26 protein-coding genes are annotated in these 22,781 nt (G+C 64.5%); 24 read left to right on the top strand and 2 right to left on the bottom strand.

Translation table 11 applies throughout. The features are described 5' to 3' along the window. The first annotated feature begins 7 nt into the window (after nt 1-7). The 17 genes from rpsN to bfr all read left to right on the top strand — a co-directional run bounded on the left by rpsN (nt 8) and on the right by bfr (nt 11,916). Nucleotides 8-313, top strand: coding sequence for a 30S ribosomal protein S14 (gene rpsN, locus ACIGKL_RS08580; protein ID WP_003463288.1), 306 nt, complete (start codon nt 8-10; stop codon nt 311-313). Between the two features lie 185 nt (nt 314-498). Next, nucleotides 499-891 (top strand): 30S ribosomal protein S8, encoded by a 393-nt coding sequence (gene rpsH, locus ACIGKL_RS08575; RefSeq protein ID WP_013789766.1) that lies wholly within the window; start codon nt 499-501, stop codon nt 889-891. A 12-nt stretch (nt 892-903) separates the two neighbouring features. Then, a complete protein-coding gene (rplF, locus tag ACIGKL_RS08570) occupies nt 904-1,437 on the top strand; it encodes a 50S ribosomal protein L6 (protein ID WP_197855601.1) in 534 nt (177 codons plus the stop codon). Between the two features lie 11 nt (nt 1,438-1,448). Then, a complete protein-coding gene (gene rplR / locus ACIGKL_RS08565) occupies nt 1,449-1,799 on the top strand; it encodes a 50S ribosomal protein L18 (RefSeq protein ID WP_003243919.1) in 351 nt (116 codons plus the stop codon). 3 nt (nt 1,800-1,802) lie between these two features. Continuing rightward, complete coding sequence (gene rpsE / locus ACIGKL_RS08560; protein ID WP_003243920.1) at nt 1,803-2,303, top strand: 30S ribosomal protein S5; 501 nt, start codon at nt 1,803-1,805, stop codon at nt 2,301-2,303. A gap of 2 nt (nt 2,304-2,305) precedes the next feature. Next, nucleotides 2,306-2,485, top strand: a complete 180-nt coding sequence (gene rpmD / locus ACIGKL_RS08555; protein WP_003243922.1) for a 50S ribosomal protein L30 — start codon at nt 2,306-2,308, stop codon at nt 2,483-2,485. A 2-nt stretch (nt 2,486-2,487) separates the two neighbouring features. After that, nucleotides 2,488-2,919 carry a 50S ribosomal protein L15 gene (rplO, locus tag ACIGKL_RS08550; RefSeq protein WP_013717341.1) on the top strand — a complete coding sequence of 144 codons (432 nt, stop codon included), beginning with the start codon at nt 2,488-2,490 and terminating at the stop codon, nt 2,917-2,919. Continuing rightward, nucleotides 2,920-4,248, top strand: a complete 1,329-nt coding sequence (secY, locus tag ACIGKL_RS08545) for a preprotein translocase subunit SecY (protein ID WP_031303184.1) — start codon at nt 2,920-2,922, stop codon at nt 4,246-4,248. Nucleotides 4,249-4,276: 28 nt separating this feature from the next. Then, nucleotides 4,277-4,393 carry a 50S ribosomal protein L36 gene (gene rpmJ / locus ACIGKL_RS08540; protein ID WP_002555468.1) on the top strand — a complete coding sequence of 39 codons (117 nt, stop codon included), beginning with the start codon at nt 4,277-4,279 and terminating at the stop codon, nt 4,391-4,393. Between the two features lie 133 nt (nt 4,394-4,526). Then, nucleotides 4,527-4,883, top strand: coding sequence for a 30S ribosomal protein S13 (gene rpsM, locus ACIGKL_RS08535; protein WP_003463275.1), 357 nt, complete (start codon nt 4,527-4,529; stop codon nt 4,881-4,883). Between the two features lie 30 nt (nt 4,884-4,913). After that, nucleotides 4,914-5,303 (top strand): 30S ribosomal protein S11, encoded by a 390-nt coding sequence (gene rpsK, locus ACIGKL_RS08530; RefSeq protein ID WP_003243933.1) that lies wholly within the window; start codon nt 4,914-4,916, stop codon nt 5,301-5,303. Nucleotides 5,304-5,320: 17 nt separating this feature from the next. Continuing rightward, complete coding sequence (gene rpsD / locus ACIGKL_RS08525) at nt 5,321-5,941, top strand: 30S ribosomal protein S4 (RefSeq protein WP_021444322.1); 621 nt, start codon at nt 5,321-5,323, stop codon at nt 5,939-5,941. A gap of 22 nt (nt 5,942-5,963) precedes the next feature. After that, on the top strand, nt 5,964-6,965 hold the full coding sequence (locus tag ACIGKL_RS08520; RefSeq protein WP_021444321.1) for a DNA-directed RNA polymerase subunit alpha: 1,002 nt from the start codon (nt 5,964-5,966) through the stop codon (nt 6,963-6,965). A 44-nt stretch (nt 6,966-7,009) separates the two neighbouring features. Then, on the top strand, nt 7,010-7,396 hold the full coding sequence (gene rplQ, locus ACIGKL_RS08515) for a 50S ribosomal protein L17 (protein WP_003243945.1): 387 nt from the start codon (nt 7,010-7,012) through the stop codon (nt 7,394-7,396). Between the two features lie 200 nt (nt 7,397-7,596). Further along, a complete protein-coding gene (locus ACIGKL_RS08510) occupies nt 7,597-8,976 on the top strand; it encodes a Na+/H+ antiporter NhaC family protein (protein WP_397486220.1) in 1,380 nt (459 codons plus the stop codon). Between the two features lie 180 nt (nt 8,977-9,156). Further along, nucleotides 9,157-11,307, top strand: coding sequence for a catalase/peroxidase HPI (gene katG / locus ACIGKL_RS08505; RefSeq protein WP_397486219.1), 2,151 nt, complete (start codon nt 9,157-9,159; stop codon nt 11,305-11,307). 144 nt (nt 11,308-11,451) lie between these two features. Beyond that, the gene (bfr, locus tag ACIGKL_RS08500) at nt 11,452-11,916 is read left to right on the top strand and encodes a bacterioferritin (RefSeq protein WP_397486218.1); all 465 of its coding nucleotides are present in this window, start codon (nt 11,452-11,454) and stop codon (nt 11,914-11,916) included. A gap of 187 nt (nt 11,917-12,103) precedes the next feature. Here bfr and uvrA read toward each other — a convergent pair whose 3' ends face one another. After that, entirely contained in the window at nt 12,104-14,938 is a 2,835-nt protein-coding gene (uvrA, locus tag ACIGKL_RS08495; RefSeq protein WP_397486217.1) for an excinuclease ABC subunit UvrA, read from the bottom strand. 389 nt (nt 14,939-15,327) lie between these two features. On the opposite strand from uvrA, the gene ACIGKL_RS08490 reads away from it, so the two are divergent. From ACIGKL_RS08490 to ACIGKL_RS08475, 4 genes are read left to right on the top strand one after another with little or no spacing between them, the layout of a single operon-like run. Further along, nucleotides 15,328-16,722: an MFS transporter gene (locus ACIGKL_RS08490; RefSeq protein WP_397486216.1), complete on the top strand. Its 1,395-nt coding sequence runs from the start codon at nt 15,328-15,330 to the stop codon at nt 16,720-16,722. 9 nt (nt 16,723-16,731) lie between these two features. Continuing rightward, nucleotides 16,732-17,226: a single-stranded DNA-binding protein gene (locus tag ACIGKL_RS08485; RefSeq protein ID WP_397486215.1), complete on the top strand. Its 495-nt coding sequence runs from the start codon at nt 16,732-16,734 to the stop codon at nt 17,224-17,226. A gap of 19 nt (nt 17,227-17,245) precedes the next feature. Beyond that, nucleotides 17,246-18,130: a sugar nucleotide-binding protein gene (locus tag ACIGKL_RS08480; RefSeq protein WP_397486214.1), complete on the top strand. Its 885-nt coding sequence runs from the start codon at nt 17,246-17,248 to the stop codon at nt 18,128-18,130. Continuing rightward, nucleotides 18,123-19,046 (top strand): NAD-dependent epimerase/dehydratase family protein, encoded by a 924-nt coding sequence (locus tag ACIGKL_RS08475; protein WP_397486213.1) that lies wholly within the window; start codon nt 18,123-18,125, stop codon nt 19,044-19,046. Before ACIGKL_RS08480 ends, ACIGKL_RS08475 begins: the two co-directional genes overlap by 8 nt. Nucleotides 19,047-19,241: 195 nt before the next feature. Here the strand turns inward: ACIGKL_RS08475 and ACIGKL_RS08470 are convergent, their stop codons facing one another. Next, entirely contained in the window at nt 19,242-19,928 is a 687-nt protein-coding gene (locus ACIGKL_RS08470) for an OmpW family protein (protein ID WP_397486212.1), read from the bottom strand. Nucleotides 19,929-20,120: 192 nt separating this feature from the next. Here ACIGKL_RS08470 and ACIGKL_RS08465 point away from each other — a divergent pair, with 192 nt between their 5' ends. The 3 genes from ACIGKL_RS08465 to ACIGKL_RS08455 are packed head-to-tail and all read left to right on the top strand — an operon-like array spanning nt 20,121 to nt 22,781. Then, nucleotides 20,121-20,894, top strand: a complete 774-nt coding sequence (locus ACIGKL_RS08465; protein WP_397486211.1) for a DUF3450 domain-containing protein — start codon at nt 20,121-20,123, stop codon at nt 20,892-20,894. Further along, complete coding sequence (locus ACIGKL_RS08460; protein WP_397486210.1) at nt 20,891-22,240, top strand: MotA/TolQ/ExbB proton channel family protein; 1,350 nt, start codon at nt 20,891-20,893, stop codon at nt 22,238-22,240. Before ACIGKL_RS08465 ends, ACIGKL_RS08460 begins: the two co-directional genes overlap by 4 nt. After that, nucleotides 22,233-22,781, top strand: a complete 549-nt coding sequence (locus tag ACIGKL_RS08455; protein ID WP_397486209.1) for a MotA/TolQ/ExbB proton channel family protein — start codon at nt 22,233-22,235, stop codon at nt 22,779-22,781. The genes ACIGKL_RS08460 and ACIGKL_RS08455 overlap by 8 nt, the downstream gene beginning before the upstream one ends.

The raw sequence follows: 22,781 nt of genomic DNA, 5'->3' as shown, positions 1-22,781 counted from the left end.
CTGGAACATGGCCAAGACAAGCATGAAGAACCGCGAGCTGAAGCGTCAGCAAACGGTTGCCAAGTACGCCAAGAAGCGTGCCGAGCTGAAAGCCACCATCGCCAATCCGAACACCAGTCCGGAAGCGCGTTGGGAAGCCCAGGTCGCTCTGCAGAAGCAGCCGCGTGACGCCAGCGCCTCGCGCCTGCGTAACCGCTGCCGCATCACCGGCCGTCCGCACGGCGTTTACCGCAAGTTCGGTCTGTCGCGTAACAAGCTGCGCGAAGCCGCCATGCGCGGCGACGTACCGGGCCTGGTGAAAGCCAGCTGGTAAGTCGAAACGGAGCCGGCCTCGCGCCGGCTTTGTTTTATCCGAATCAAGCCCCTTTTGGGGCTTGATTCATTTTTGATCGGTCTCTAGAATGTCCGGCTCTCCTGAGCCTGGCATTTTGCATGCCGAGCTTTTGGATGATCCCACAGCCCTCGGGCTGTTCTTTTTGTATCAGGAGCGTCTAGCCCATGAGTATGCAGGACCCGTTAGCGGACATGCTAACTCGTATCCGTAATGCCCAGATGGCTGAAAAGTCCGTCGTAAGCATGCCGTCTTCCACGCTGAAGGTGGCTGTAGCCAAAGTTCTGAAGGACGAAGGTTATATTGCGGGTTATCAGATCAGCGGCGAAGCCAAGCCGCAGCTGTCCATCGAGCTGAAGTACTTCGAAGGCCGTCCGGTCATCGAGGAAGTCAAGCGCGTGAGCCGTCCCGGCCTTCGCCAGTACAAATCCGTCGACGATCTGCCGAAAGTTCGCGGCGGTCTCGGTGTCTCCATCGTCTCCACCAACAAGGGTGTGATGACGGATCGCGCTGCGCGCGCTGCCGGTGTCGGCGGCGAAGTGCTCTGCACCGTGTTCTAAGGGGGGATAAGCATGTCTCGCGTTGCTAAGAACCCCGTAGTGCTGCCTGCCGGTGTCGAGGTCAAACTCGCCGGTCAGCAGCTCTCGGTGAAGGGCGCCAAGGGCGCTCTGGAACTGAACGTACACTCGTCCGTGGAAGTGATCCAGGAAGGCAGCGAGCTGCGTTTCGCCGCTCGTAATGGCGATCAGCAGAACCGCGCCATGGCCGGCACCACTCGTGCTCTGGTCAACAACATGGTCATCGGCGTCAGCCAAGGCTTCGAGCGCAAGCTGCAGCTGGTCGGCGTGGGCTACAAGGCCCAGGCCAAAGGCCAGGTGCTGAACCTCGCGCTGGGCTTCTCCCACCCGATCGACTACGAACTGCCGGAAGGCGTCGTGGCCGAAACCCCCAACCAGACCGAAATCCTGATCAAGGGTATCGACAAGCAACTGGTGGGTCAGGTGGCTGCGGAGATCCGTGACTTCCGTCGTCCTGAGCCTTACAAGGGCAAAGGCGTTCGTTACGCGGATGAAGTCGTCCGTCGTAAAGAAGCCAAGAAGAAGTAAGGGGCTGAGATATGACCGACAAAAAAGTTACTCGTCTGCGTCGCGCTCGCAAAGCACGCCTGAAAATGCACGAGCTCGAAGCCGTGCGTCTGTGCGTGTACCGCTCTTCGCAGCACATCTACGCCCAGGTCATTTCGGCCGACGGCAGCAAGGTTCTGGCCAGCGCCTCGACCTTGGACAAAGCACTGCGTGATGGCGCCACTGGCAACGTCGACGCCGCCAAGAAAGTAGGTCAACTGGTTGCCGAGCGCGCGAAAGCCGCTGGCGTGACTCAGGTTGCATTCGACCGTTCTGGCTTCAAGTACCACGGTCGCGTCAAGGCGCTGGCCGATGCTGCTCGTGAAGGCGGGCTGGAGTTCTAAGTTATGGCAAATAACGACCAAAAGCGCGACGAAGGCTATATCGAGAAGCTGGTCCAGGTTAACCGCGTTGCCAAGACCGTAAAGGGTGGCCGTATCTTCACCTTCACCGCGCTGACCGTGGTGGGTGATGGCAAGGGTCGCGTCGGTTTCGGCCGTGGCAAGTCCCGCGAAGTGCCGGCTGCCATCCAGAAGGCGATGGAAGCTGCGCGTCGCAACATGATCCAGGTGGATCTGAACGGCACCACTCTGCAGTACCCGATCAAGTCCGCTCATGGCGCCTCCAAGGTGTACATGCAGCCGGCTTCGGAAGGTACCGGCATCATCGCCGGCGGCGCCATGCGTGCCGTGCTGGAAGTGGCGGGTGTGCAGAACGTTCTGGCCAAGTGCTACGGCTCGACCAACCCGGTGAACGTGGTTCACGCCACCTTCAAGGGTCTGAAGACCATGCAGTCTCCGGAATCCGTTGCAGCCAAGCGTGGCAAGAGCGTCGAGGAGATTCTCTAACCATGGCTAATACCGTCAAAGTGACTCTGATCAAGAGCACCAATGGCCGCCTGGCCAATCACAAAGCTTGCGTCAAGGGCCTCGGCCTGCGTCGCATCGGTCACACCGTAGAGGTTCTGGATACTCCGGAAAACCGCGGCATGATCAACAAGGCTTACTACCTGCTGAAGGTGGAGGGTTAATCATGCAACTGAACGATCTGCGTTCCGCGCCGGGTGCCCGTCGCGAGAAGCACCGTCCGGGCCGTGGTATCGGCAGCGGTCTGGGCAAGACCGGTGGCCGCGGCCACAAGGGTCAAACCTCCCGCTCCGGTGGCTCCATCGCTCCGGGCTTCGAGGGTGGTCAGCAGCCGCTGCACCGCCGTCTGCCGAAGTTCGGCTTCGTCTCCCTGAAGGCTATGGATCGCGCCGAAGTGCGTACCTCCGAGCTGAACAAGGTGGAAGGCGTTGTCACTCTGCAGGCGCTGAAGGATGCCAACCTGGTCGGCCAACACGTACAGCGCGTTAAAGTCATGCTGTCCGGTGAGGTCACCCGTGCGGTCACCCTGAAAGGTATCGCCGCCACCAAGGGTGCGCGCGCGGCTATCGAAGCAGCTGGCGGTAAGTTCGAGGACTAAATGGCTAAGCAAGGTGCTCTCTCAGCGCTGGCAGGTGGCGGGTTGTCCGAACTCTGGGCTCGTCTGCGTTTCCTGTTCATGGCGATCATCGTCTACCGGATAGGTGCGCACATCCCGGTTCCTGGCATCAACCCAGACCGACTGGCGGATCTGTTCCGGCAGAATGAGGGGACCATTCTTAGCTTGTTCAACATGTTTTCCGGCGGCGCGCTGGAGCGGATGAGCATCTTTGCACTGGGGATCATGCCGTACATCTCGGCCTCGATCATCATGCAGCTGATGACCGCCGTCAGCCCGCAGCTGGAGCAGTTGAAGAAGGAAGGTGAAGCTGGCCGTCGCAAGATCAGCCAGTACACCCGCTACGGCACTCTCGTCCTGGCGTTCGTCCAGGCCATCGGCATGTCCGTTGGTCTGGCCAGTCAGGGCGTGGCGTTCTCGGTCGATTTCGGCTTCCACTTCGTTGCGGTCACCACCTTCGTGGCGGGCGCGATGTTCATGATGTGGTTGGGCGAGCAGATCACCGAGCGCGGTGTCGGCAACGGTATCTCGATGCTGATTTTTGCAGGCATCGTAGCCGGTCTGCCGTCGGCAATCGGGCAGTCTTTCGAGTCTGCGCGCCAGGGCGATATCAACATCTTCGCCCTGATTGCCATCGGCCTGCTGGCAGTAGCGATCATCGGTTTCGTGGTGTTCATCGAGCGTGGTCAGCGTCGCATTGCGGTGCACTACGCCAAGCGTCAGCAGGGCCGCAAGGTCTTCGCCGCGCAGACCAGCCACCTGCCGTTGAAGGTGAACATGGCGGGGGTCATCCCGGCCATTTTCGCCAGCAGCCTTCTGCTGTTCCCGGCCTCGCTGGGTGCCTGGTTCGGTCAGTCCGAGGGTCTGGGCTGGCTGCAGGACATTTCGCAGGCGATCGCTCCTGGTCAGCCGTTGAACATTCTGCTGTTTAGTGCAGGGATCATTTTCTTCTGCTTCTTCTACACGGCGCTGATGTTCAACCCGAAAGACGTAGCGGAAAACCTGAAGAAGTCCGGTGCCTTTATTCCGGGCATCCGTCCGGGTGAGCAGTCGGCGCGCTATATCGATGGCGTTCTGACCCGCTTGACCATGTTCGGTGCTCTGTACATGACGGCCGTGTGCCTGCTGCCCCAGTTCCTGGTGGTGGCGGCCAACGTTCCGTTCTACCTTGGCGGGACCTCGTTGCTGATCGTGGTCGTGGTTGTCATGGACTTCATGTCCCAAGTGCAATCGCACCTCGTGTCTCACCAGTACGATTCCCTGATGAAGAAAGCCAACCTGAAGGGCTATGGCAGCGGCATGCTCCGCTGATCCACCCGTAAGGTTCGAGGAGTTGGTAATGAAAGTTCGTGCATCGGTGAAAAAGCTGTGCCGTAACTGCAAAATTATCCGTCGCGAAGGTGTCGTGCGGGTGATCTGCAGCGCAGAGCCGCGTCACAAGCAGCGCCAAGGCTGAGTGTGAACCACGCGTGATAAGCCCGGCAGCTAGTGCGCTGCCGGGTTGATTAATCGTTTCTACAGCGTTAATATCTCGCGCCCTATTTCTTGGCTTCCGGGGCGTAGGTAGCTGTCAATTGGAGTTCCACTGAATGGCCCGTATTGCAGGCGTTAACATTCCGGATAACAAGCACACTGTTATCTCGCTGACCTACATCTTCGGTGTCGGTCGCACCACTGCACAGAAAATCTGTGCCGCTACCGGTGTCAATCCGGCAGCAAAAATCAAGGATCTGACTGACGAGCAGATCGAGCAACTGCGTGGCGAAGTAGCCAAGGTGAATACCGAAGGCGACCTGCGTCGTGAAGTGAATATGAAAATCAAGCGCTTGATGGATCTGGGTTGCTACCGTGGCCTGCGCCACCGTAAAGGCCTGCCGGTTCGCGGTCAGCGTACCAAGACCAACGCTCGCACCCGTAAGGGCCCGCGTAAGCCGATCCGCAAGTAATCGCATTCGCGAATCGACAGGAATTTAGTCATGGCAAAACCTGCTGCTCGTACTCGTAAGAAAGTCAAAAAGACGGTGGTCGATGGCATCGCCCACATCCACGCGTCTTTCAACAACACCATCGTGACCATCACCGACCGTCAGGGCAACGCCCTGTCCTGGGCTACCTCGGGTGGTTCGGGTTTCCGCGGCTCGCGTAAGTCCACTCCGTTCGCTGCCCAGATCGCCGCCGAGCGCGCTGGTCAGGCTGCACTGGAGTACGGCCTGAAGAACCTCGACGTGAATGTCAAGGGCCCGGGTCCGGGTCGCGAATCCGCTGTGCGTGCTCTGAACGCCTGCGGCTACAAAATCGCCAGCATCACCGACGTGACGCCTATCCCGCACAACGGGTGCCGTCCGCCGAAGAAGCGTCGCGTGTAAACAGGAGACAGTGAGAAATGGCTCGTTACATTGGTCCCAAGTGCAAACTGTCTCGCCGTGAAGGCACCGATCTCTTCCTGAAGAGCGGTGTTCGCGCGCTTGAATCTAAGTGCAACATCGAAGCAGCTCCCGGTATTCACGGTCAGCGTCGCGGTCGCCAGTCCGACTACGGCACCCAGCTGCGTGAGAAGCAGAAAGTCCGTCGTATCTACGGCGTGCTGGAGCGTCAGTTCAGCGGTTACTACAAGCAAGCTGCCAGCCAGAAGGGCGCCACCGGCGAAAACCTGCTGCAGCTGCTGGAATGCCGTCTGGATAACGTGGTTTACCGTATGGGCTTTGGCGCTACCCGTGCCGAGTCCCGTCAGCTGGTTTCGCACAAAGCAATCAGCGTCAACGGTCAGACCGTAAACGTACCGTCCTATCAGGTTAAAGCTGGCGACGTCGTTGCTGTTCGCGAGAAATCGAAGAACCAGCTGCGCATCGTTCAGGCTCTTGAGCTCTGCGCCCAGCGTGGCCGCGTTGAGTGGGTCGAAGTAGACGCCGAGAAGAAGTCTGGTGTGTTCAAGAACGTACCGGCTCGTGGCGATCTGTCCGCTGACATCAACGAGAGCCTGATTGTCGAGCTCTACTCCAAGTAAGGGCTAGAAAATAGGTGCATCCATGCAGATTTCGGTAAATGAGTTCCTGACCCCCCGTCACATCGATGTGCAGGAGGTCAGTTCGACCCGCGCCAAGATCACCCTCGAGCCTCTCGAGCGTGGTTTCGGCCATACCCTGGGCAACGCGCTGCGTCGCATCCTGTTGTCCTCCATGCCTGGCTGTGCAGTAGTCGAGGCCGAGATCGACGGCGTACTCCACGAGTACTCCGCGATCGAAGGTGTGCAGGAAGATGTCATCGAGATCCTGCTCAACCTGAAAGGTCTGGCTATCAAGCTGCACGGCCGTGACGAAGTGACCCTGACTCTGGCTAAGAAGGGCCCGGGCGTCGTTACCGCTGCCGATATTCAGCTGGATCACGATGTCGAAATCGTCAATGGCGACCACGTCATCGCTAACCTGGCCGCCAATGGCGCGCTGAACATGAAGCTCACCGTGGCTCGTGGTCGCGGCTATGAGCCGGCTGACGCGCGTCAGAGCGACGAGGACGAAAGCCGCAGCATCGGTCGCTTGCAGCTGGATGCTTCGTTCAGCCCTGTGCGTCGGGTTGCTTACGTGGTGGAAAACGCCCGTGTCGAGCAGCGCACCAACCTGGACAAACTGGTCATCGACCTGGAAACCAACGGTACCCTGGACCCTGAAGAGGCTATCCGTCGTGCCGCGACCATCCTGCAGCAGCAGCTGGCCGCGTTCGTCGACCTCAAGGGCGACAGCGAGCCGGTGGTGGTCGAGCAGGAAGACGAGATCGATCCGATCCTGCTGCGTCCCGTCGACGACCTGGAACTGACCGTACGTTCGGCCAACTGCCTCAAGGCAGAGAACATCTACTACATCGGCGACCTGATTCAGCGCACCGAAGTAGAGCTGCTCAAAACCCCGAACCTGGGCAAGAAATCCCTGACCGAAATCAAGGATGTTCTGGCCTCTCGCGGTCTGTCCCTCGGTATGCGCCTCGACAACTGGCCGCCGGCAAGTCTGAAGAAAGACGATAAGGCCACTGCCTGATCGTCATCATCACCGAACGAACAAGTTTGGTAAGGAATTGAACCATGCGTCATCGTAAAAGTGGCCGTCACCTCAGCCGCACCAGCGCTCACCGCAAGGCCATGTTCCAGAACATGGCGGTCTCGCTGTTCGAGCACGAGCTGATCAAAACTACCCTGCCGAAAGCCAAGGAACTGCGCCGCGTTGCCGAGCCGCTGATCACCCTGGCCAAGGAAGACAGCGTTGCCAACCGTCGTCTGGCCTTCGACCGTACCCGTTCGAAAGCCATCGTCGGCAAGCTGTTCAACGACCTGGGCAAGCGCTACGCCACCCGTAACGGCGGCTACCTGCGCATCCTCAAGTGCGGCTTCCGCGCCGGCGACAACGCTCCGATGGCCTACGTTGAACTGGTCGACCGTCCGGTCGGCGGTTCGGTAGAAGCTGCCGAGTAAGTTGCTGGTTGTACAAGAAACCGGGCCTTGCGCCCGGTTTTTTGTTGCCCGCGATTCGTCGAGTCGGCGATGGGCGCCTTAGGTGTGTGAATATTTTTCCGCACGTCGTGTTTGATATTGTGTACGTCGTTGGGCTCGGGTAAGGTTCGGCGGTCTTCGTTTCGCCGGCTCGCCGGCCCCAATAAGAACAACTGTCGATCATGTCCGAACCTACCGCTCTGAGTCTTATCCCGCCTGCCGTCGTCCTGACCCTGGCCATCTGGCTGCGTCGCCCCATCCTCGCCCTGCTGATCGGCGCCTGCAGCGGCCTGCTGTTGCTCTCGCCGCAAGACGCCATGGGCAACTTCGCCGATATTTCGCTGAAGGTGATGCAGGACGAAACCATTGGCTGGCTGATCCTGGTCTGCGGCAGCTTCGGCGCGCTGATCGCCCTGCTGGTGCGCACCGGCGGCGCCCTGGCGTTCGGCCGCAGCGCACTGAAGCTGGCCAAGGGCCGGCGTTCCTCGCTGCTGATGACCTTCGTCCTCGGCGTGGTGATCTTCGTCGACGATTACCTCAATGCCCTGACCGTGGGCGAGACCATGAAGCGCGTCACCGACCGCTTCAAGGTTTCTCGCGAGAAGCTGGCCTACGTGGTGGACTCCACCGCCGCGCCGATCTGCGTGCTGGTGCCGCTGTCGACCTGGGCGGTGTTCTTCGGCGGCCTGTTGGAGAACAACGGCATCGCCGAGACCGGCCAGGGCATCGGCGTGTACGTCCAGGCCATTCCCTACATGCTCTACGCCTGGGCCGCGGTGCTGCTGGTGCTGCTGGTGGCCGCCGGGCTGTTCCCCGATATCGGCCCGATGCGCAGGGTCGAGCTGCAGGCGCGCCACGGTTCGGCCGGGGCCATGCACGTGGGCGAGTTGAGCGCCGAGCACAACTACGCGATACAGTCGCTGGAGGCGGAGTTCGAAGGCGCCGACAAGGAGGGCGGCAAGCTGCACAACTTCCTGGTGCCGCTGGCCATGCTGGTGGGCTTCACCGTCTACTTCGACATCGACGTGTGGATGGGCATGATCGCCACCATGCTGCTGACCCTGCCGTTCTACCTGCTGCAGCGCCTGATGCCGCTGGCCGAGATGCTCGATCAGATGGTCGACGGCTTCAAGACCATGCTGCCGGCCATCGGCATCTGCGTCGCCGCCTTCGTCTTCAAGGACGTCTGCGACCAGCTGATGCTGCCGCAGTACGTGGTCGAGAGCCTCAAGCCCTACATGACCCCGCAGATGCTGCCGGCCATGGTGTTCCTGTGCATGGCGGTGCTGAGCTTCGCCACCGGCTCGTCCTGGGGCATCTTCGCCGTGACCATCCCCATCGTCATGCCGCTGGCCTACGCGCTGGGCGCGGACATTCCGCTGGTGATCGGCGCGTTGATGTCGGCCTCGGCCTTCGGCAGTCAGGCCTGCTTCTACAGCGATTCCACGGTGCTGGCGGCGCAGGGTTCCGGCTGCGACCTGATCAGCCATGCCGTCACCCAGCTGCCCTACACCCTGATCGCGGCCGGCGTGGCCTTCGTCGGCTTTATCCTCGTGGCCTGAGCCTGCTGCAGATATGGAAGAACGGGCCCCAGCGGCCCGTTTTTTATGCGGCTCTTGAAAGAAAATAACTATCGAGTCGTTACGCTCCATGCATTGGTTCGCCTGGCGAAGCGGGTCTAGGCTTGTTCCATCGTCGGCCGCAGTCGCTGGGACCGACCCGATGAGGAAAAGGAGAGAAGCATGTCGAACCAAGGTAAATGTCCGTTCAACCACGTCGCTGGCGGCGGCACGACCAACCGGGATTGGTGGCCGAACCAGTTGCGTGTGGATCTGCTCAATCAACATTCGGAGAAGTCCAACCCGCTGGGGGCGAAGTTCAACTACGCCGAAGAATTCAAGAAGCTCGACTACAAGGCGCTGAAGGCCGACCTGGTCAAGCTGATGACCGACAGTCAGGACTGGTGGCCGGCCGACTTCGGCCACTACGGCCCGCAAATGATCCGCATGGCCTGGCACGCCACCGGCACCTATCGCATCACCGACGGCCGCGGCGGCGGCGGTCGTGGTCAGCAGCGCTTCGCCCCGCTGAACTCCTGGCCGGACAACGTCAACATCGACAAGACCCGCCGCCTGCTGTGGCCGATCAAGCAGAAGTACGGCCAGCAGATCTCCTGGGCCGACCTGCTGGTGCTCGCCGGTAACGTCGCGCTGGAGTCCATGGGCTTTCGCACCTTCGGTTTCGGCGCCGGCCGCGAGGACGTGTGGGAACCGGATCTGGACGTCAACTGGGGCGCCGAGATCGCCTGGCTGGGCGTCGACCCGGAGCGGGTCACGGACGATCGCGAACTGACGGCGCCGTTCGGCGCCACCCACATGGGCCTGATCTACGTCAACCCGGAAGGGCCTAACGCCAGCGGCGATTACATGCTGGCGGCCAAGGACATTCGCGCCACCTTCAACCGCATGGCCATGGACGACGAGGAAATCGTCGCCCTGATCGCCGGCGGCCACACCTTCGGCAAGGCCCACGGCGCCGCGCCGGAATCGCACAAGGGGCCGGAGCCGGAGGCGGCGCCGATCGAGGCGCAGGGCCTGGGCTGGATGAGCGATTTCGGTAGCGGTCACGGCAAGGACACCATCTCCAGCGGCATCGAGGTCACCTGGACCAAGACCCCGGCGCTGTGGAGCAACAACTTCTTCGAGAACCTGTTCAAGTACGAGTGGGAACTGACCAAGTCGCCGGCCGGCGCCAAGCAGTGGGTGGCCAAGGACGCCCCGGAAATCATTCCGGACGCTCATGTGCCGGGCAAATTCCACAAGCCGACCATGCTCACCACCGACCTGACCCTGCGTTTCGACCCTGAGTTCGGCAAGATTTCCCAGCGTTTCCTCAATGACCCGCAAGCCTTCGCCGAGGCCTTCGCCCGCGCCTGGTACAAGTTGACCCACCGCGACATGGGGCCGAAGGCCCGCTACCTCGGCCCGGAAGTGCCGAAAGAGGACATGATCTGGCAGGACCCGCTGCCGGCCGCCACGCACAACCCCAGCGCCGCCGACATCGCCGATCTCAAGGCGAAGATCGCCGCCTCCGGGCTGTCGGTGGGCGACCTGGTGTCGGTGGCCTGGGCCTCGGCCTCGACCTTCCGCGGCGGCGACAAGCGCGGCGGTGCCAACGGTGCGCGTCTGGCCCTGGCGCCGCAGAAGGATTGGCCGGTCAACCAGCGTGCGATCAAGGCGCTGGCCAAGCTGGTGGAGATCCAGAAAGCCTCGGGCAAGGCGTCGCTGGCCGATGTCATAGTGCTGGCCGGTAACGTCGGCGTCGAGCTGGGCGCCAAGGCGGCCGGGGTGGCGGTCGACGTGCCCTTCGCCCCCGGACGGGTCGATGCGCGCCAGGATCAGACCGACGTCGAGTCCTTCGCGGTGCTCGAGCCCGTTGCCGACGGCTTCCGCAACTACAGCCAGGGCAAGCTGGGCGTGCCGACCGAGGCCATGCTGATCGACAAGGCGCAGCTGCTGACCCTGACCGCGCCGGAGCTGACCGCGCTGGTCGGCGGCCTGCGCGTGCTCGGCGCCAACCACGACGGCGGCGCCCATGGCGTGTTCACCGACCAGGTCGGCGTGCTGTCCAACGACTTCTTCGTCAACCTGCTGGACATGGGCATCGAGTGGAAGCCGGTGGATGGCGGCGCGGAAGTGTTCGAGGGCAAGTGCAGCAAGAGCGGTCAGGTGAAATATACCGGCACCCGCAACGACCTGATCTTCGGCTCTAACTCGGTGCTGCGCGCCTACGCCGAGGTCTATGCCAGTGCCGACGGCAAGGCGAAGCTGGTCAAGGACTTCGTCGCCGCCTGGACCAAGGTGATGAACCTGGATCGTTTCGATCTGGCCTGAGCCGTTGCCGGCGGCGTGCCGCCGGCGACATCCGCACCACCCGGCGGCGCCTCCCTCGTGGGGGCGCCGTGCTTTTCGCTTGACCGCGACAGGCGGCCGGCGGAGCATTCGCCCATTTTCACGGCTGCAACAAGGATCACCGGCATGAAGGGCCATATCGAAGTCATCGACTACCTCAAGCAACTGCTCAAGGGCGAGCTGGCCGCGCGCGACCAGTACTTCATCCACTCGCGCCTGTACGAGGACTGGGGCTTCGCCAAGCTCTACGAGCGCATCAACCACGAGATGGAGGAGGAGACCCAGCACGCCGACGCGCTGCTCAAGCGCATCATCTTCCTCGAAGGCGTGCCGGACATGGTGCCGAATGCCTTCAGCTACGGGCAGACCGTGCCCGAGGCGCTGAAGCTGGACCTGGCCCTGGAGTACGAGGTGCGCGCGGCGCTGAGCAAGGGCATCGCGCTGTGCGAGAAGCACCGGGACTACCAGAGCCGCGACATCCTCCTGACCCAGCTCAAGGACACCGAGGAAGACCACGCTTACTGGCTGGAGATCCAACTGCAGTTGATCGACAAGCTGGGCCTGGAGAAGTACCTGCAGAGTCAGATGTGAGCTGCAAGCGGCAAGTAAAGGCAATAGCAAAAAGCCAGAGCGGGGGGAACCCGCTCTGGCTTTTTCTTGTGGCTTGCTACTTGAGGCTTGCGGCTGCCCTCAATGCGTAGGGTGGGCATGCCGAAGGCTTGTCCACCACGTCGCCGGCAATGCTGGACAAGGCTGGCGCCATGTCCACCCTACGGCCTCAGGCGCGTTCGCGTTCCAGCAGAGGCCCCAGGAAGTGCCCGGTGTGCGATGCCGGGTTGGCCGCCACTTCTTCCGGGGTGCCGGTGGCGATGATCATGCCGCCCTTGGAGCCGCCCTCGGGGCCAAGATCCACCAGCCAGTCGGCGGTCTTGATCACGTCCAGGTTGTGCTCGATCACCACCACGGTGTTGCCGTGGTCGCGCAGGCGGTGCAGCACGTCGAGCAGTTGCTGGATATCGGCGAAGTGCAGCCCCGTGGTCGGCTCGTCGAGGATGTACAGGGTCTTGCCGGTGTCGCGCTTGCTCAATTCGCGCGACAGCTTGACCCGCTGCGCCTCGCCGCCGGACAGGGTGGTCGCGCTCTGCCCCAGCTTGATATAGGACAGGCCGACGTCCATCAGCGTCTGCAGCTTGCGGGCGATGGCCGGCACGGCGTCGAAGAAGGCGCGCGCCTCCTCGATGGTCATGTCGAGCACCTCGGTGATGCTCTTGCCCTTGTACTTCACCTCCAGGGTTTCGCGGTTGTAGCGCTTGCCCTTGCACACGTCGCAGGGCACGTAGATGTCCGGCAAAAAGTGCATCTCCACCTTGATCACGCCGTCGCCCTGGCAGGCCTCGCAGCGCCCGCCCTTGACGTTGAAGGAGAAGCGGCCCGGGCCGTAGCCGCGCGAGCGCGATTCCGGCACGCCGGCGAACAGTTCGCGGATCGGGGTGAACAGCCCGGTGTAGGTCGCAGGATTGGAGCGCGGCGTGCGGCCGATCGGGCTCTGGTCGATGTCGACCACCTTGTCGAGGTGCTGCAGGCCGTCGAACGAGTCGTGGGCGGCGGCTTCCAGGGTGGTGGCGCCGTTCAGCGCGGTGGCGGTGAGCGGGAACAGGGTGTTGTTGATCAGCGTCGACTTGCCCGAGCCGGACACCCCGGTGACGCAGGTGAGCAGGCCGACCGGGATCTCCAGGTCGACGCCCCGCAGGTTGTTGCCGCGGGCGCCCTTGAGCTTGAGCTGCTTCTTCTTGTCGCGCGGCGTGCGCGTGGCCGGGTAGCGGATCCTCTCGCGGCCGGAGAGGTACTTGCCGGTCAGCGAGTCGGCATGCGCCATGACCTGGTCCGGGGTGCCCTCGGCGACGATGCGCCCGCCATGCACGCCGGCGCCGGGGCCGATGTCCACCACGTAGTCGGCCAGGCGGATGGCGTCTTCGTCGTGCTCGACCACTATCACCGTGTTGCCCAGGTTACGCAGGTGGGTGAGGGTGCCGAGCAGGCGCTCGTTGTCGCGCTGGTGCAGACCGATGCTGGGTTCGTCGAGGATGTACATGACGCCGACCAGACCGGCGCCGATCTGGCTGGCCAGGCGGATGCGCTGCGCCTCGCCGCCGGACAGGGTGTCGGCGCTGCGGTCCAGGGTCAGGTAGTCGAGGCCGACGTTGACCAGGAACTGCAGGCGCTCGCGGATTTCCTTGAGGATCTTCTCGGCGATCTCGCCGCGCCGGCCGGTTAGGTGCAGGCTGCCGAAGTAGTCGCAGGCGTCGCCTACCGGCAGGCCGCTGACCGCCGGCAGGGTCTTCTCGCCGACCCAGACATGCCGCGCCTCGCGGCGCAGGCGGGTGCCGCGGCAGTCCGGGCAGGGCTGGGTGCTGAGGAACTTGGCCAGCTCCTCGCGCACGCTGGCCGACTCGGTTTCGCGGTAGCGCCGCTCCAGGTTGGGGATGATGCCCTCGAACGGGTGCGAGCGTTTGACGATGTCGCCGCGGTCGTTGAGGTACTTGAAGTCGACGTTCTGCGCGGCGCTGCCGAACAGGATGACCTTCTGGTGTTCGGCGGCCAGGTCGTCGAATGGTTGCTCCAGGCTGAAGCCATAGTGCGCAGCCAGCGAGCCGAGCATCTGGAAGTAATAGACGTTGCGCCGGTCCCAGCCGCGGATCGCACCCTCGGCCAGGGTCAGTTCGCCGTTGACCAGGCGCTTGGCGTCGAAGAACTGCTTCACCCCCAGGCCGTCGCAGGTCGGGCAGGCGCCGGCCGGGTTGTTGAAGGAGAACAGCTTGGGTTCCAGCTCGCTGATCGAGTGGCCGCAGTGCGGGCAGGCGAAGCGCGCGGAGAAGATAATCTCGTCGCCTTCTTCGTCGTCCATGGGGGCGACCAGGGCGATGCCGTCGGCCAGGCCGAGGGCGGTCTCGAAGGACTCGGCCAGGCGCTGCTGCAGGTCTTCGCGCACCTTGAAGCGGTCCACCACCACGTCGATGCTGTGCTTCTTCTGCTTGTCCAGTTTGGGCAGCTCGTCCAGCTCATGCAGCTTGCCGTTGACCCGGGCGCGAACGAAGCCCTGTGCACGCAGCTCCTCGAACACCGACAGGTGTTCGCCCTTGCGCTCGCGCACCACCGGCGCCAGCAGCATCAGCTTGCGCCCTTCCGGCAGGGCCAGCACCTGGTCGACCATCTGGCTGACGGTCTGCGCCTCCAGTGGCACGTCGTGGTCCGGGCAGCGCGGGATGCCGACGCGGGCGTAGAGCAGGCGCAGGTAGTCGTAGATCTCGGTGATGGTGCCGACGGTCGAGCGCGGGTTGTGCGAAGTGGACTTCTGCTCGATGGAGATGGCCGGGGAGAGGCCCTCGATGGTGTCGACGTCGGGCTTCTCCATCATCGACAGGAACTGCCGGGCGTAGGCCGACAACGACTCCACGTAGCGGCGCTGGCCCTCGGCGTAGAGGGTGTCGAAGGCCAGCGACGACTTGCCCGAGCCGGACAGGCCGGTGATCACGATCAGCTTGTCGCGCGGCAGGGTCAGGTCGATGTTCTTCAGGTTGTGGGTGCGCGCACCACGAATCAGAATCTTGTCCACTTAGGGAACCTCTAAAAGCTGTCTGCGTTGCCATCGCTGCGTTAAAAACAGGCTCAGAAGGCTCATTTACTACTCGTAAACTGCGCTTCTTCGCCTGCTTGACTCGCTTGCGCTCGCCCTGCGGGCCGGCCTGCGGCCGTTACTCCCGTTGGTCGTTGCGCCTTGCGCTGGCTGCCTCGCCAACGCTTTTAGAGGCTCCTTACAGCGGCCTCGCGTGGCGGGCAGAAACCGGCGAGTATAGGGCCTGTTGCGGTCTGGCCGCGACCCGCATCGCCGCTCGCCGAGCGACCGGCGCGTGCAGCCGGGTGCGCCCTGCGGCAATTCGCGTGCCTGTGCCGCCTGCGCCTTCGCTGCTAGAATCGCCGGCTGATTTTCACGGGACTTTTTCCATGCACGATCCGCACAGCGAGCGCATGAGTGGCGGCGAAGCCCGCGCGGCCGGTGGCCTGGCGCTGGTGTTCGCGTTCCGCATGCTGGGCATGTTCATGGTCCTGCCGGTGCTGGCCACCTACGGCATGGACCTGGCCGGCAGCACCCCGGCGCTGATCGGCCTGGCCATCGGCGCCTACGGCCTGACCCAGGCGCTGCTGCAGATTCCCTTCGGCATGCTCAGCGACCGCATCGGCCGCCGCCCGGTGATCTATGCCGGGCTGCTGATCTTCGCCGCCGGCAGTATGCTGGCGGCTAACGCCGATTCCATCTGGGGGGTGATCGCCGGCCGCGTGCTGCAGGGCGCCGGGGCCATCTCGGCGGCGGTGATGGCGCTGCTCTCGGACCTGACCCGCGAGCAGCACCGGACCAAGGCCATGGCCATGATCGGCATGAGCATCGGCCTGTCGTTCGCCGTGGCCATGGTGCTCGGCCCGCTGCTGACCCGTGCCTTCGGCCTGGCCGGGCTGTTCTGGGCCACCGCGGCGATGGCGCTGCTGGGCATCCTGATCGTCGCCGGCCTGGTGCCGAGGAACGCCGGGCCGCTGCAGCACCGCGAATCCGGGGTGGCGACGCAGGCGCTGTGGCCGACCCTCAAGCACGCCGACCTGCTGCGCCTGGACTTCGCCATCCTGGCCCTGCACGCGGTGCTGATGGCCAGCTTCGTCGCCCTGCCGCTGGCGCTGGTGGAGCAGGGCGGGCTGGCCAAGGAAGAACACTGGTGGGTCTACCTCACCGCGCTGCTGATCGGTTTCTTCGGCATGGTGCCGTTCATCATCTACGCCGAGAAGAAGCGCCAGATGAAGCGCGTGCTGCTCGGTGCGGTGGCGGTGCTGCTGCTCTGCGAGTTGTATTTCGCCCTGCTGGGCAGCAGCCTGCGCGCGCTGGTGCTGGGCACCGTGCTGTTCTTCACCGCGTTCAACCTGCTGGAGGCCTCGCTGCCGTCGCTGGTGAGCAAGGTGGCGCCGGCCGGCGGCAAGGGCACGGCGATGGGCGTGTACTCCACCAGCCAGTTCCTCGGCGCCGCTATCGGCGGCATTCTCGGCGGCTGGCTTTACCAGCAGCATGGTCTGGAGGGCGTGTTTATCGGCTGTGCGGCGCTCTGTGCAATTTGGCTGGCCATTGCTGTTACTATGCGCGAACCGCCGTATGTGACCAGCCTGCGCCTGCCGCTCGACGCCGCGGCACTGGCCGATGTCGGACTGGTCGAACGCCTGAAGGCTACGCCGGGAGTGGCGGATGCCGTGGTGGTGGTCGACGAAGCGGCCATCTATATCAAAGTGGACACCCAACAAGTGGATCGCACGTCCCTGGAACGCCTGATTGCAGCGGCGCCAGCGGCGTGCCGAGCCTAGGAGAACGTTATGGCCCGTGGGGTTAACAAAGTCATTCTGGTCGGCACCTGCGGCCAGGACCCGGAAACGCGCTACCTGCCCAGCGGCAACGCGGTCACCAACCTGAGCCTGGCCACCAGCGAGCAGTGGACCGACAAGCAGACCGGGCAGAAGGTCGAGAAGACCGAGTGGCACCGCGTCGCCCTGTTCGGCAAGGTCGCCGAGATCGCCGGCGAGTACCTGCGCAAGGGTTCGCAGGTGTACATCGAAGGCAAGCTGCAGACCCGCGAGTGGGAAAAGGACGGCATCAAGCGCTACACCACCGAGATCATCGTCGACATGCAGGGCACCATGCAGCTGCTCGGCGGCCGCCCGAGCGGCGACGACAGCGGTGCGCCGCGCCAGTCGCGCCCGGCCCCGCAGCGCGAGCCGCAGCAGGCGCCGCGTCAGGAGCGCGCCGCGCCGCAACAGCAGGCCCAGCCAGCGCCGGACTACGACAGCTTCGACGACGACATCCCGTTCTAAGCGGAGCGGGCTCTAGCCTATGCGAATGCGCCTGATGCTGCTGGGCGGCGGTAGTGCCCTGGGGCAAGCGCTGATCCGTCTCGGCGCCGAGGAAGACATCGGCTTCCTCGCGCCCAGACCGCCCGACGCGGGCTGGGATGCAGCCAGCCTGACCCAGTTGCTCGACGACACCCGCCCGGATGCCCTGGTCAATCTGGCCTACTACTTCGACTGGTTTCAGGCCGAAGCGGTGGCCGAGGCGCGCCTGGCCACCCAGGAGCGCGCGGTCGAGCGGCTCGCCGAACTCTGCCAGCACCACGCCATCGTCCTGCTGCAACCTTCCAGCTACCGGGTGTTCGACGGCTCGCGGGCGACGGCCTACAGCGAGAAGGAGGAACCTATTCCGCTGGGGTTGCGCGGCCAGGCGCTGTGGCGGCTGGAGCAGAGCGTGCGGGCGATCTGTCCGCGGCATGTGCTGCTGCGCTTCGGCTGGCTGCTCGACGACAGCCGCGAAGGTCTGCTCGGGCGCTTTCTGCAGCGCGCCGAGCGCGACGACGCGCTGTATTTGGCCGACGACCGGCGTGGCAACCCGACGCCGGTGGACGATGCCGCACGGGTGATCCTCGCCGTGCTCAAGCAGCTCGACTGCGAATCGCCCTTGTGGGGCACCTACCACTACGGTGGTCACGAGGCGAGCACCTCGCTGAGCCTGGGCCAGGCGGTGCTGAGCGAGGCGCGCCATTACCGCGGCAACCTGGTCGAGGACATCGCCGCGCAGGCCCACGCCGCCCGCCCGGACGCCGCCGACGAGCCGCAGCACGCGGTGCTGGCCTGCAAGAAAATCCTTCACACCTTCGGCATCAAGCCGCGCGCCTGGCGTGCCGGTCTGCCGAGCCTGCTGGACCGCTATTACCGTCATGGCTGAAATTCTCGTAACCGGCGGTGCCGGCTTTATCGGCTCGCACCTGGTCGATGCGTTGCTGGCCGAAGGCCACGGCGTGCGCGTGCTGGACAACCTGTCCATGGGCAAGCGCAGCAACCTGCCGCTGGACAATCCGCGTCTGCAGTTTATCGAGGGCGACGTCGCCGATGCCGAGGTCGTTGCCCAGGCGCTGGCCGGCTGCGCGGCGGTGGCGCACCTGGCCGCGGTGGCCTCGGTGCAGGCCTCGGTGGACGACCCGGCGGCCACCCACCAGAGCAACTTCGTCGGCACCCTCAACGTCTGCGAGGCCATGCGCCGGCACGGCGTGCGCCGCGTGCTCTATGCCTCCAGCGCGGCGATCTACGGCAACAACGGCGAAGGCCAGGCCGTCGACGAGGACACCGCCAAGGCGCCGCTGACCCCCTACGCGGTGGACAAGCTGGCCAGCGAGCAGTACCTGGATTTCTACCGCCGCCAGCATGGTCTGGAACCGGCGATCTTCCGCTTCTTCAATATCTACGGCCCGCGCCAGGACCCCTCTTCGCCCTATTCCGGGGTGATCAGCATCTTCACCCAGCGCGCGCTGCAGCATCAGCCGATCAGCCTGTTCGGCGACGGCGAGCAGACCCGCGACTTCTTCTACGTCGGCGACCTGATCGCGCTGCTGGTCCAGGGCCTGACCGGCGCCCAGGTCGATGCGCAGCCGGCCAACGTCGGCTGGAACCAGGCGATCAGCCTCAACCAGTTGCTGGCGGAGATCGGCGCGCTGTGTGGCGGCCTGCCGCCGGTGAGCCATCTGCCGGCGCGCGCCGGCGATATCCGTCATTCCCGTGCCGACAACCGTCGCCTGCAGGCGCAGTACCGTCTGCCGCAGCAGACGCCGCTGAGCGAGGGGCTCAGGCGTCTGCTCGGCCTGTAAGCCCGCCGCAGCGAGAAAAGCGCCATCTACCCGTGTAGGGTGCGCTGTGCGCACCGACAGCTGCGACCTCCCAGGTGCGCACGGCGCACCCTACGCATAGCCCGGCCGCAGGCTGCGCAGCAACGACCGCTCGGGCGCTGAGTCGGGCGAAACGAAAAAGCCGGCATCTGCCGGCTTTTTCGTTGCAGGCAAGGCTTAGAACTTGTAGCCCAGGCCGACCATATAGACGAAGGGATCGACATCCACATCGACCTTGACCTTGTCGCCGGCCAGGTGGGTGGTGCCGGTGGTGTCGATGTCGATATAGCGCACCTGGGCGTTGAGCATCAGGTTGTCGCTCAGCATGTAGTCCATGCCCACCTGGCCGGCCAGGCCCCAGGAGTCTTTCATGTCCAGGCCGCTGAAGCCTTTGGCCTCGGCCTCGCTGCTCAGCTCGGTATCGAAGAACCAGGTGTAGTTGATGCCGACGCCAACGTAGGGCTGGAACGCCGAGGCCTTGTCCAGCGGGTAATAGACGGCGCTGAGGGTCGGCGGCAGGTGCTTGAGGCTGCCCAGCTTGCCGTTCAGGCCGGCGAACGGGCCGGGCATGCCCTTGACGCCGACGTCGTGGCTGAACGGGGTGGCCGCCAGCAGTTCGATGCCGAAGTGGTCGGTGAGCATATAGGCGAAGTTCAGGCCCAGCTGGGTGTCGCTGTCCAGAGTCGCCTGGGTGCCGGGCACGCTCATGCCCAGGGCGCCGACATAGATGTCGCCGCTGTCCTCTCGCGGGTCGACGGTGGCGGCGCCGGCGCGCACGATGATGTCGCCGGCCTGGTGGGCCTGCGCCAGGGGCGCGGCGATGGCCAGGGCCAGCAGGGAGGCGGTGAACAGCGACTTGTGCATAGTGAACTCCAATCGAGTCGGCGGATGTCAGGGTTGGAATAAATGCTAAGCCATGCATCGATTGGCTTTTTGATCCCGCTCAATGGATAAGCGGGCTCCGCGCGCGGCGATTTGTCCATTGCTTCGAATGCGCTTGAAGATGATAATGTTTCTCTTTTTGCAGCAAGCCCGTCTGTCGAGGACCCTCTCCGCATGAATCGCTTCCCCCTCCGCTCCCTGGCCGCCGCCCTGATGCTGGCCAGTGGTTCGCTGGCTGCCGCGCCGCTGGACGCCGCGCTGGACGAAAGCCAGCGCCTGGCCGCCGAGGCCAAGGCCTCCCAGGGCCGCGTCGAACAGCTCGACGATGCCAGCCGCGAAATGCTCACCGAGTATCGCAACGCCTTGCAGCAGGCCGAGGCATTGAAAGGTTATAACAGTCAGCTGCGTGACCTGGTCGCCGCCCAGCGCGAGGAGTTGGCCAGCTACCAGCAGCAACTGGACGGCATCGAACGCACCCAGGAGGCGGTCAGTCCGCAGATGGTCAAGATGGTCGAGGTGCTCGGCCAGTTCATCGCCGCCGACCTGCCGTTCCTCCCCGAGGAGCGTGAGGATCGCCTGGCTCAGCTGCAGGATCTGCTGCCGCGCGCCGACGTCAGCCTAGCCGACAAATACCGCCGCATCCTCGAGGCCTACCAGATAGAGAGCGACTACGGTCGTACCCTGGAAGCCTGGCGTGGCGAGCTGAACCAGGCCGATGGCGGCTCGCGTAGCGTCGAGTTCCTCCGCCTGGGGCGCAGCATGCTCTATTACCAGACCCTCGATGCCCACGAGAGCGGCTGGTGGAACCCGCAGACCCAGGCCTGGCAGGTGCTCGACGGCGGCGCGCGGCGTCCGCTGACCCAGGCCATCGCCATCGCCCGTCAGCAGCAGGCACCCGCCGTGCTGTCCCTGCCGATCAAGACCCTGGCCGAGGAGGCCGCGCAATGAGTCGTCGTGTTGTCGCCATCCTGGCGCTCGGTCTGCTGCCGGCGCTGACCGCCGTGGCCGAAACCCTCAGCCCCGATCAACTGCTGCAGCGCATCCGCAGCGAGCGCGCCGCCGAGGTCAGTGCCATGCAGGAGCGTGAGCAGGCCTTCGTCGCCAAGCGCGGCGAGCAGGCGCAGTTGCTGGCCGGCGCGCGTGCCGCCCTGAATGCCCAGAAGGCCGAGGCCGAACGGCTGAAGGCGGAGTTCGACCGTCAGGAAGCCGAACTGGCCGAGCAGGAGAAACTGCTGGCGCAGCGCGTCGGCCACCTCGGCGAGCTGTTCGGCGTGGTCCGCCAGAGCGCCAGCGACGTCGCCGGGCAGTGGCAGGACAGCCTGCTCAACGCCCAGTATCCCGAGCGCCTGAAGCGTCTCAAGGCGCTGGCCGAGAGCCGTTCGCTGCCGTCCGCCGAAGACCTCGACGGCTACTGGATGCTGCTGCTCGAAGACCTGGCCGCCAGCGGCCGCATCGAGCGCGTGCAGCTGCCGGTGGTCAGTGCCGATGGTTCGCGCCAGCAGCAGCAGGTGCTGCGCGTCGGCACTTTCGCGGTCTACGGCGAGGACGCCTTCCTGCGCTACGACGCCGATGCCGGCGAGCTGGTGGCGCCGCCGCGTCAGCCTTCGGGTTTCGCTCAGGTCGAAGACTATCTTGAGAGCCGCGACGCCCTCGCCACCCTGCCCATCGACCCCAGCCGTGGCAGCCTGCTGGCGCAGCTGCAGCAGCAGCCGACCCTGTGGGATCGCCTGCAGCAGGGCGGCCTGGTCGGTTGGGTGATCGTCGTGCTGGGTGCCTGCGGTCTACTCCTGGCGGGCTGGCGCATGGTCTACCTGGGCCGCGTCGGCAGTGGCGTCAAGGCGCAGATGCACGACCTCAGCGCGCCGCGTGACGACAACCCGCTGGGCCGGGTGATCGGTGTGCTGGGGCCGAAGCCGCAGCTGGCCGATCTGGAAACCCTGGAGCTGAAGCTCGACGAGGCGATCCTGCAGGAGACCCCGCCGCTGGAGAAGGGCCAGGGCCTGCTCAAGCTGCTCGCCGCGGTGGCGCCGCTGCTCGGCCTGCTGGGCACCGTGACCGGCATGATCGTTACCTTCCAGGCCATCACCCAGAGCGGTGGCGGCGATTCGCGGCTGATGGCCGACGGCATCTCCCAGGCGCTGGTGACCACCGTGCTCGGCCTGGTGGTGGCGATTCCGCTGCTGTTCCTGCACAGCCTGCTGGCCAGCCGCAGCAAGGGCCTGATCCAGGTGCTGGAGCAGCAGAGCGCCGGCCTGATCGCCCTGCACCTGTCGGGAGCGCCGCGCCGTGACTGATCTGTTCGCCTTCTGGCTGCACCTGGTCGACAGCGCCTATGCGCTGCTCGACTTCATGGGCGCCGGCGGCGTGGTGATGTGGGCGCTGGCCGCGCTTTGCGTGGTGTTCTGGACCCTGGTGTTCGAGCGCTTCTGGTACATGCGCCGGGTCTTTCCGCGCTGGGTGCAGGAGCGCCGCGAGGCCTGGCAGCAGGTGCTGGCCGACGACAACGGCAACTGGCAGCGCGCCGTGCGCCTGGCCTGGCTGGCGCAGGCGCGCCAGCAGCTGGCCGCGCCGCTGCGCCTGAGCAAGACCCTGGTGGCGCTGTATCCGCTGCTCGGTCTGCTCGGCACCGTCACCGGCATGATCGCGGTGTTCGACGTGCTCGCCCTCAACGGTACCGGCAACCCGCGCGGCATGGCTGCCGGCGTCTGGCAGGCGACCCTGCCGACCATGGCCGGCATGGTTCTGGCCATTCCCGGATTGTTCAGCCTGGCGCGCCTCGAGCGCGAAGCCAGCCAGGCCATCGAGCGGCTGGCCGACCAGCTGCGTCACGACTGA

Origin of the sequence: Pseudomonas sp. NPDC077186, assembly GCF_044543505.1 — a bacterium.
GTDB lineage: Bacteria > Pseudomonadota > Gammaproteobacteria > Pseudomonadales > Pseudomonadaceae > Aquipseudomonas.
This window is presented reverse-complemented; position numbering and strand designations above follow the sequence as displayed.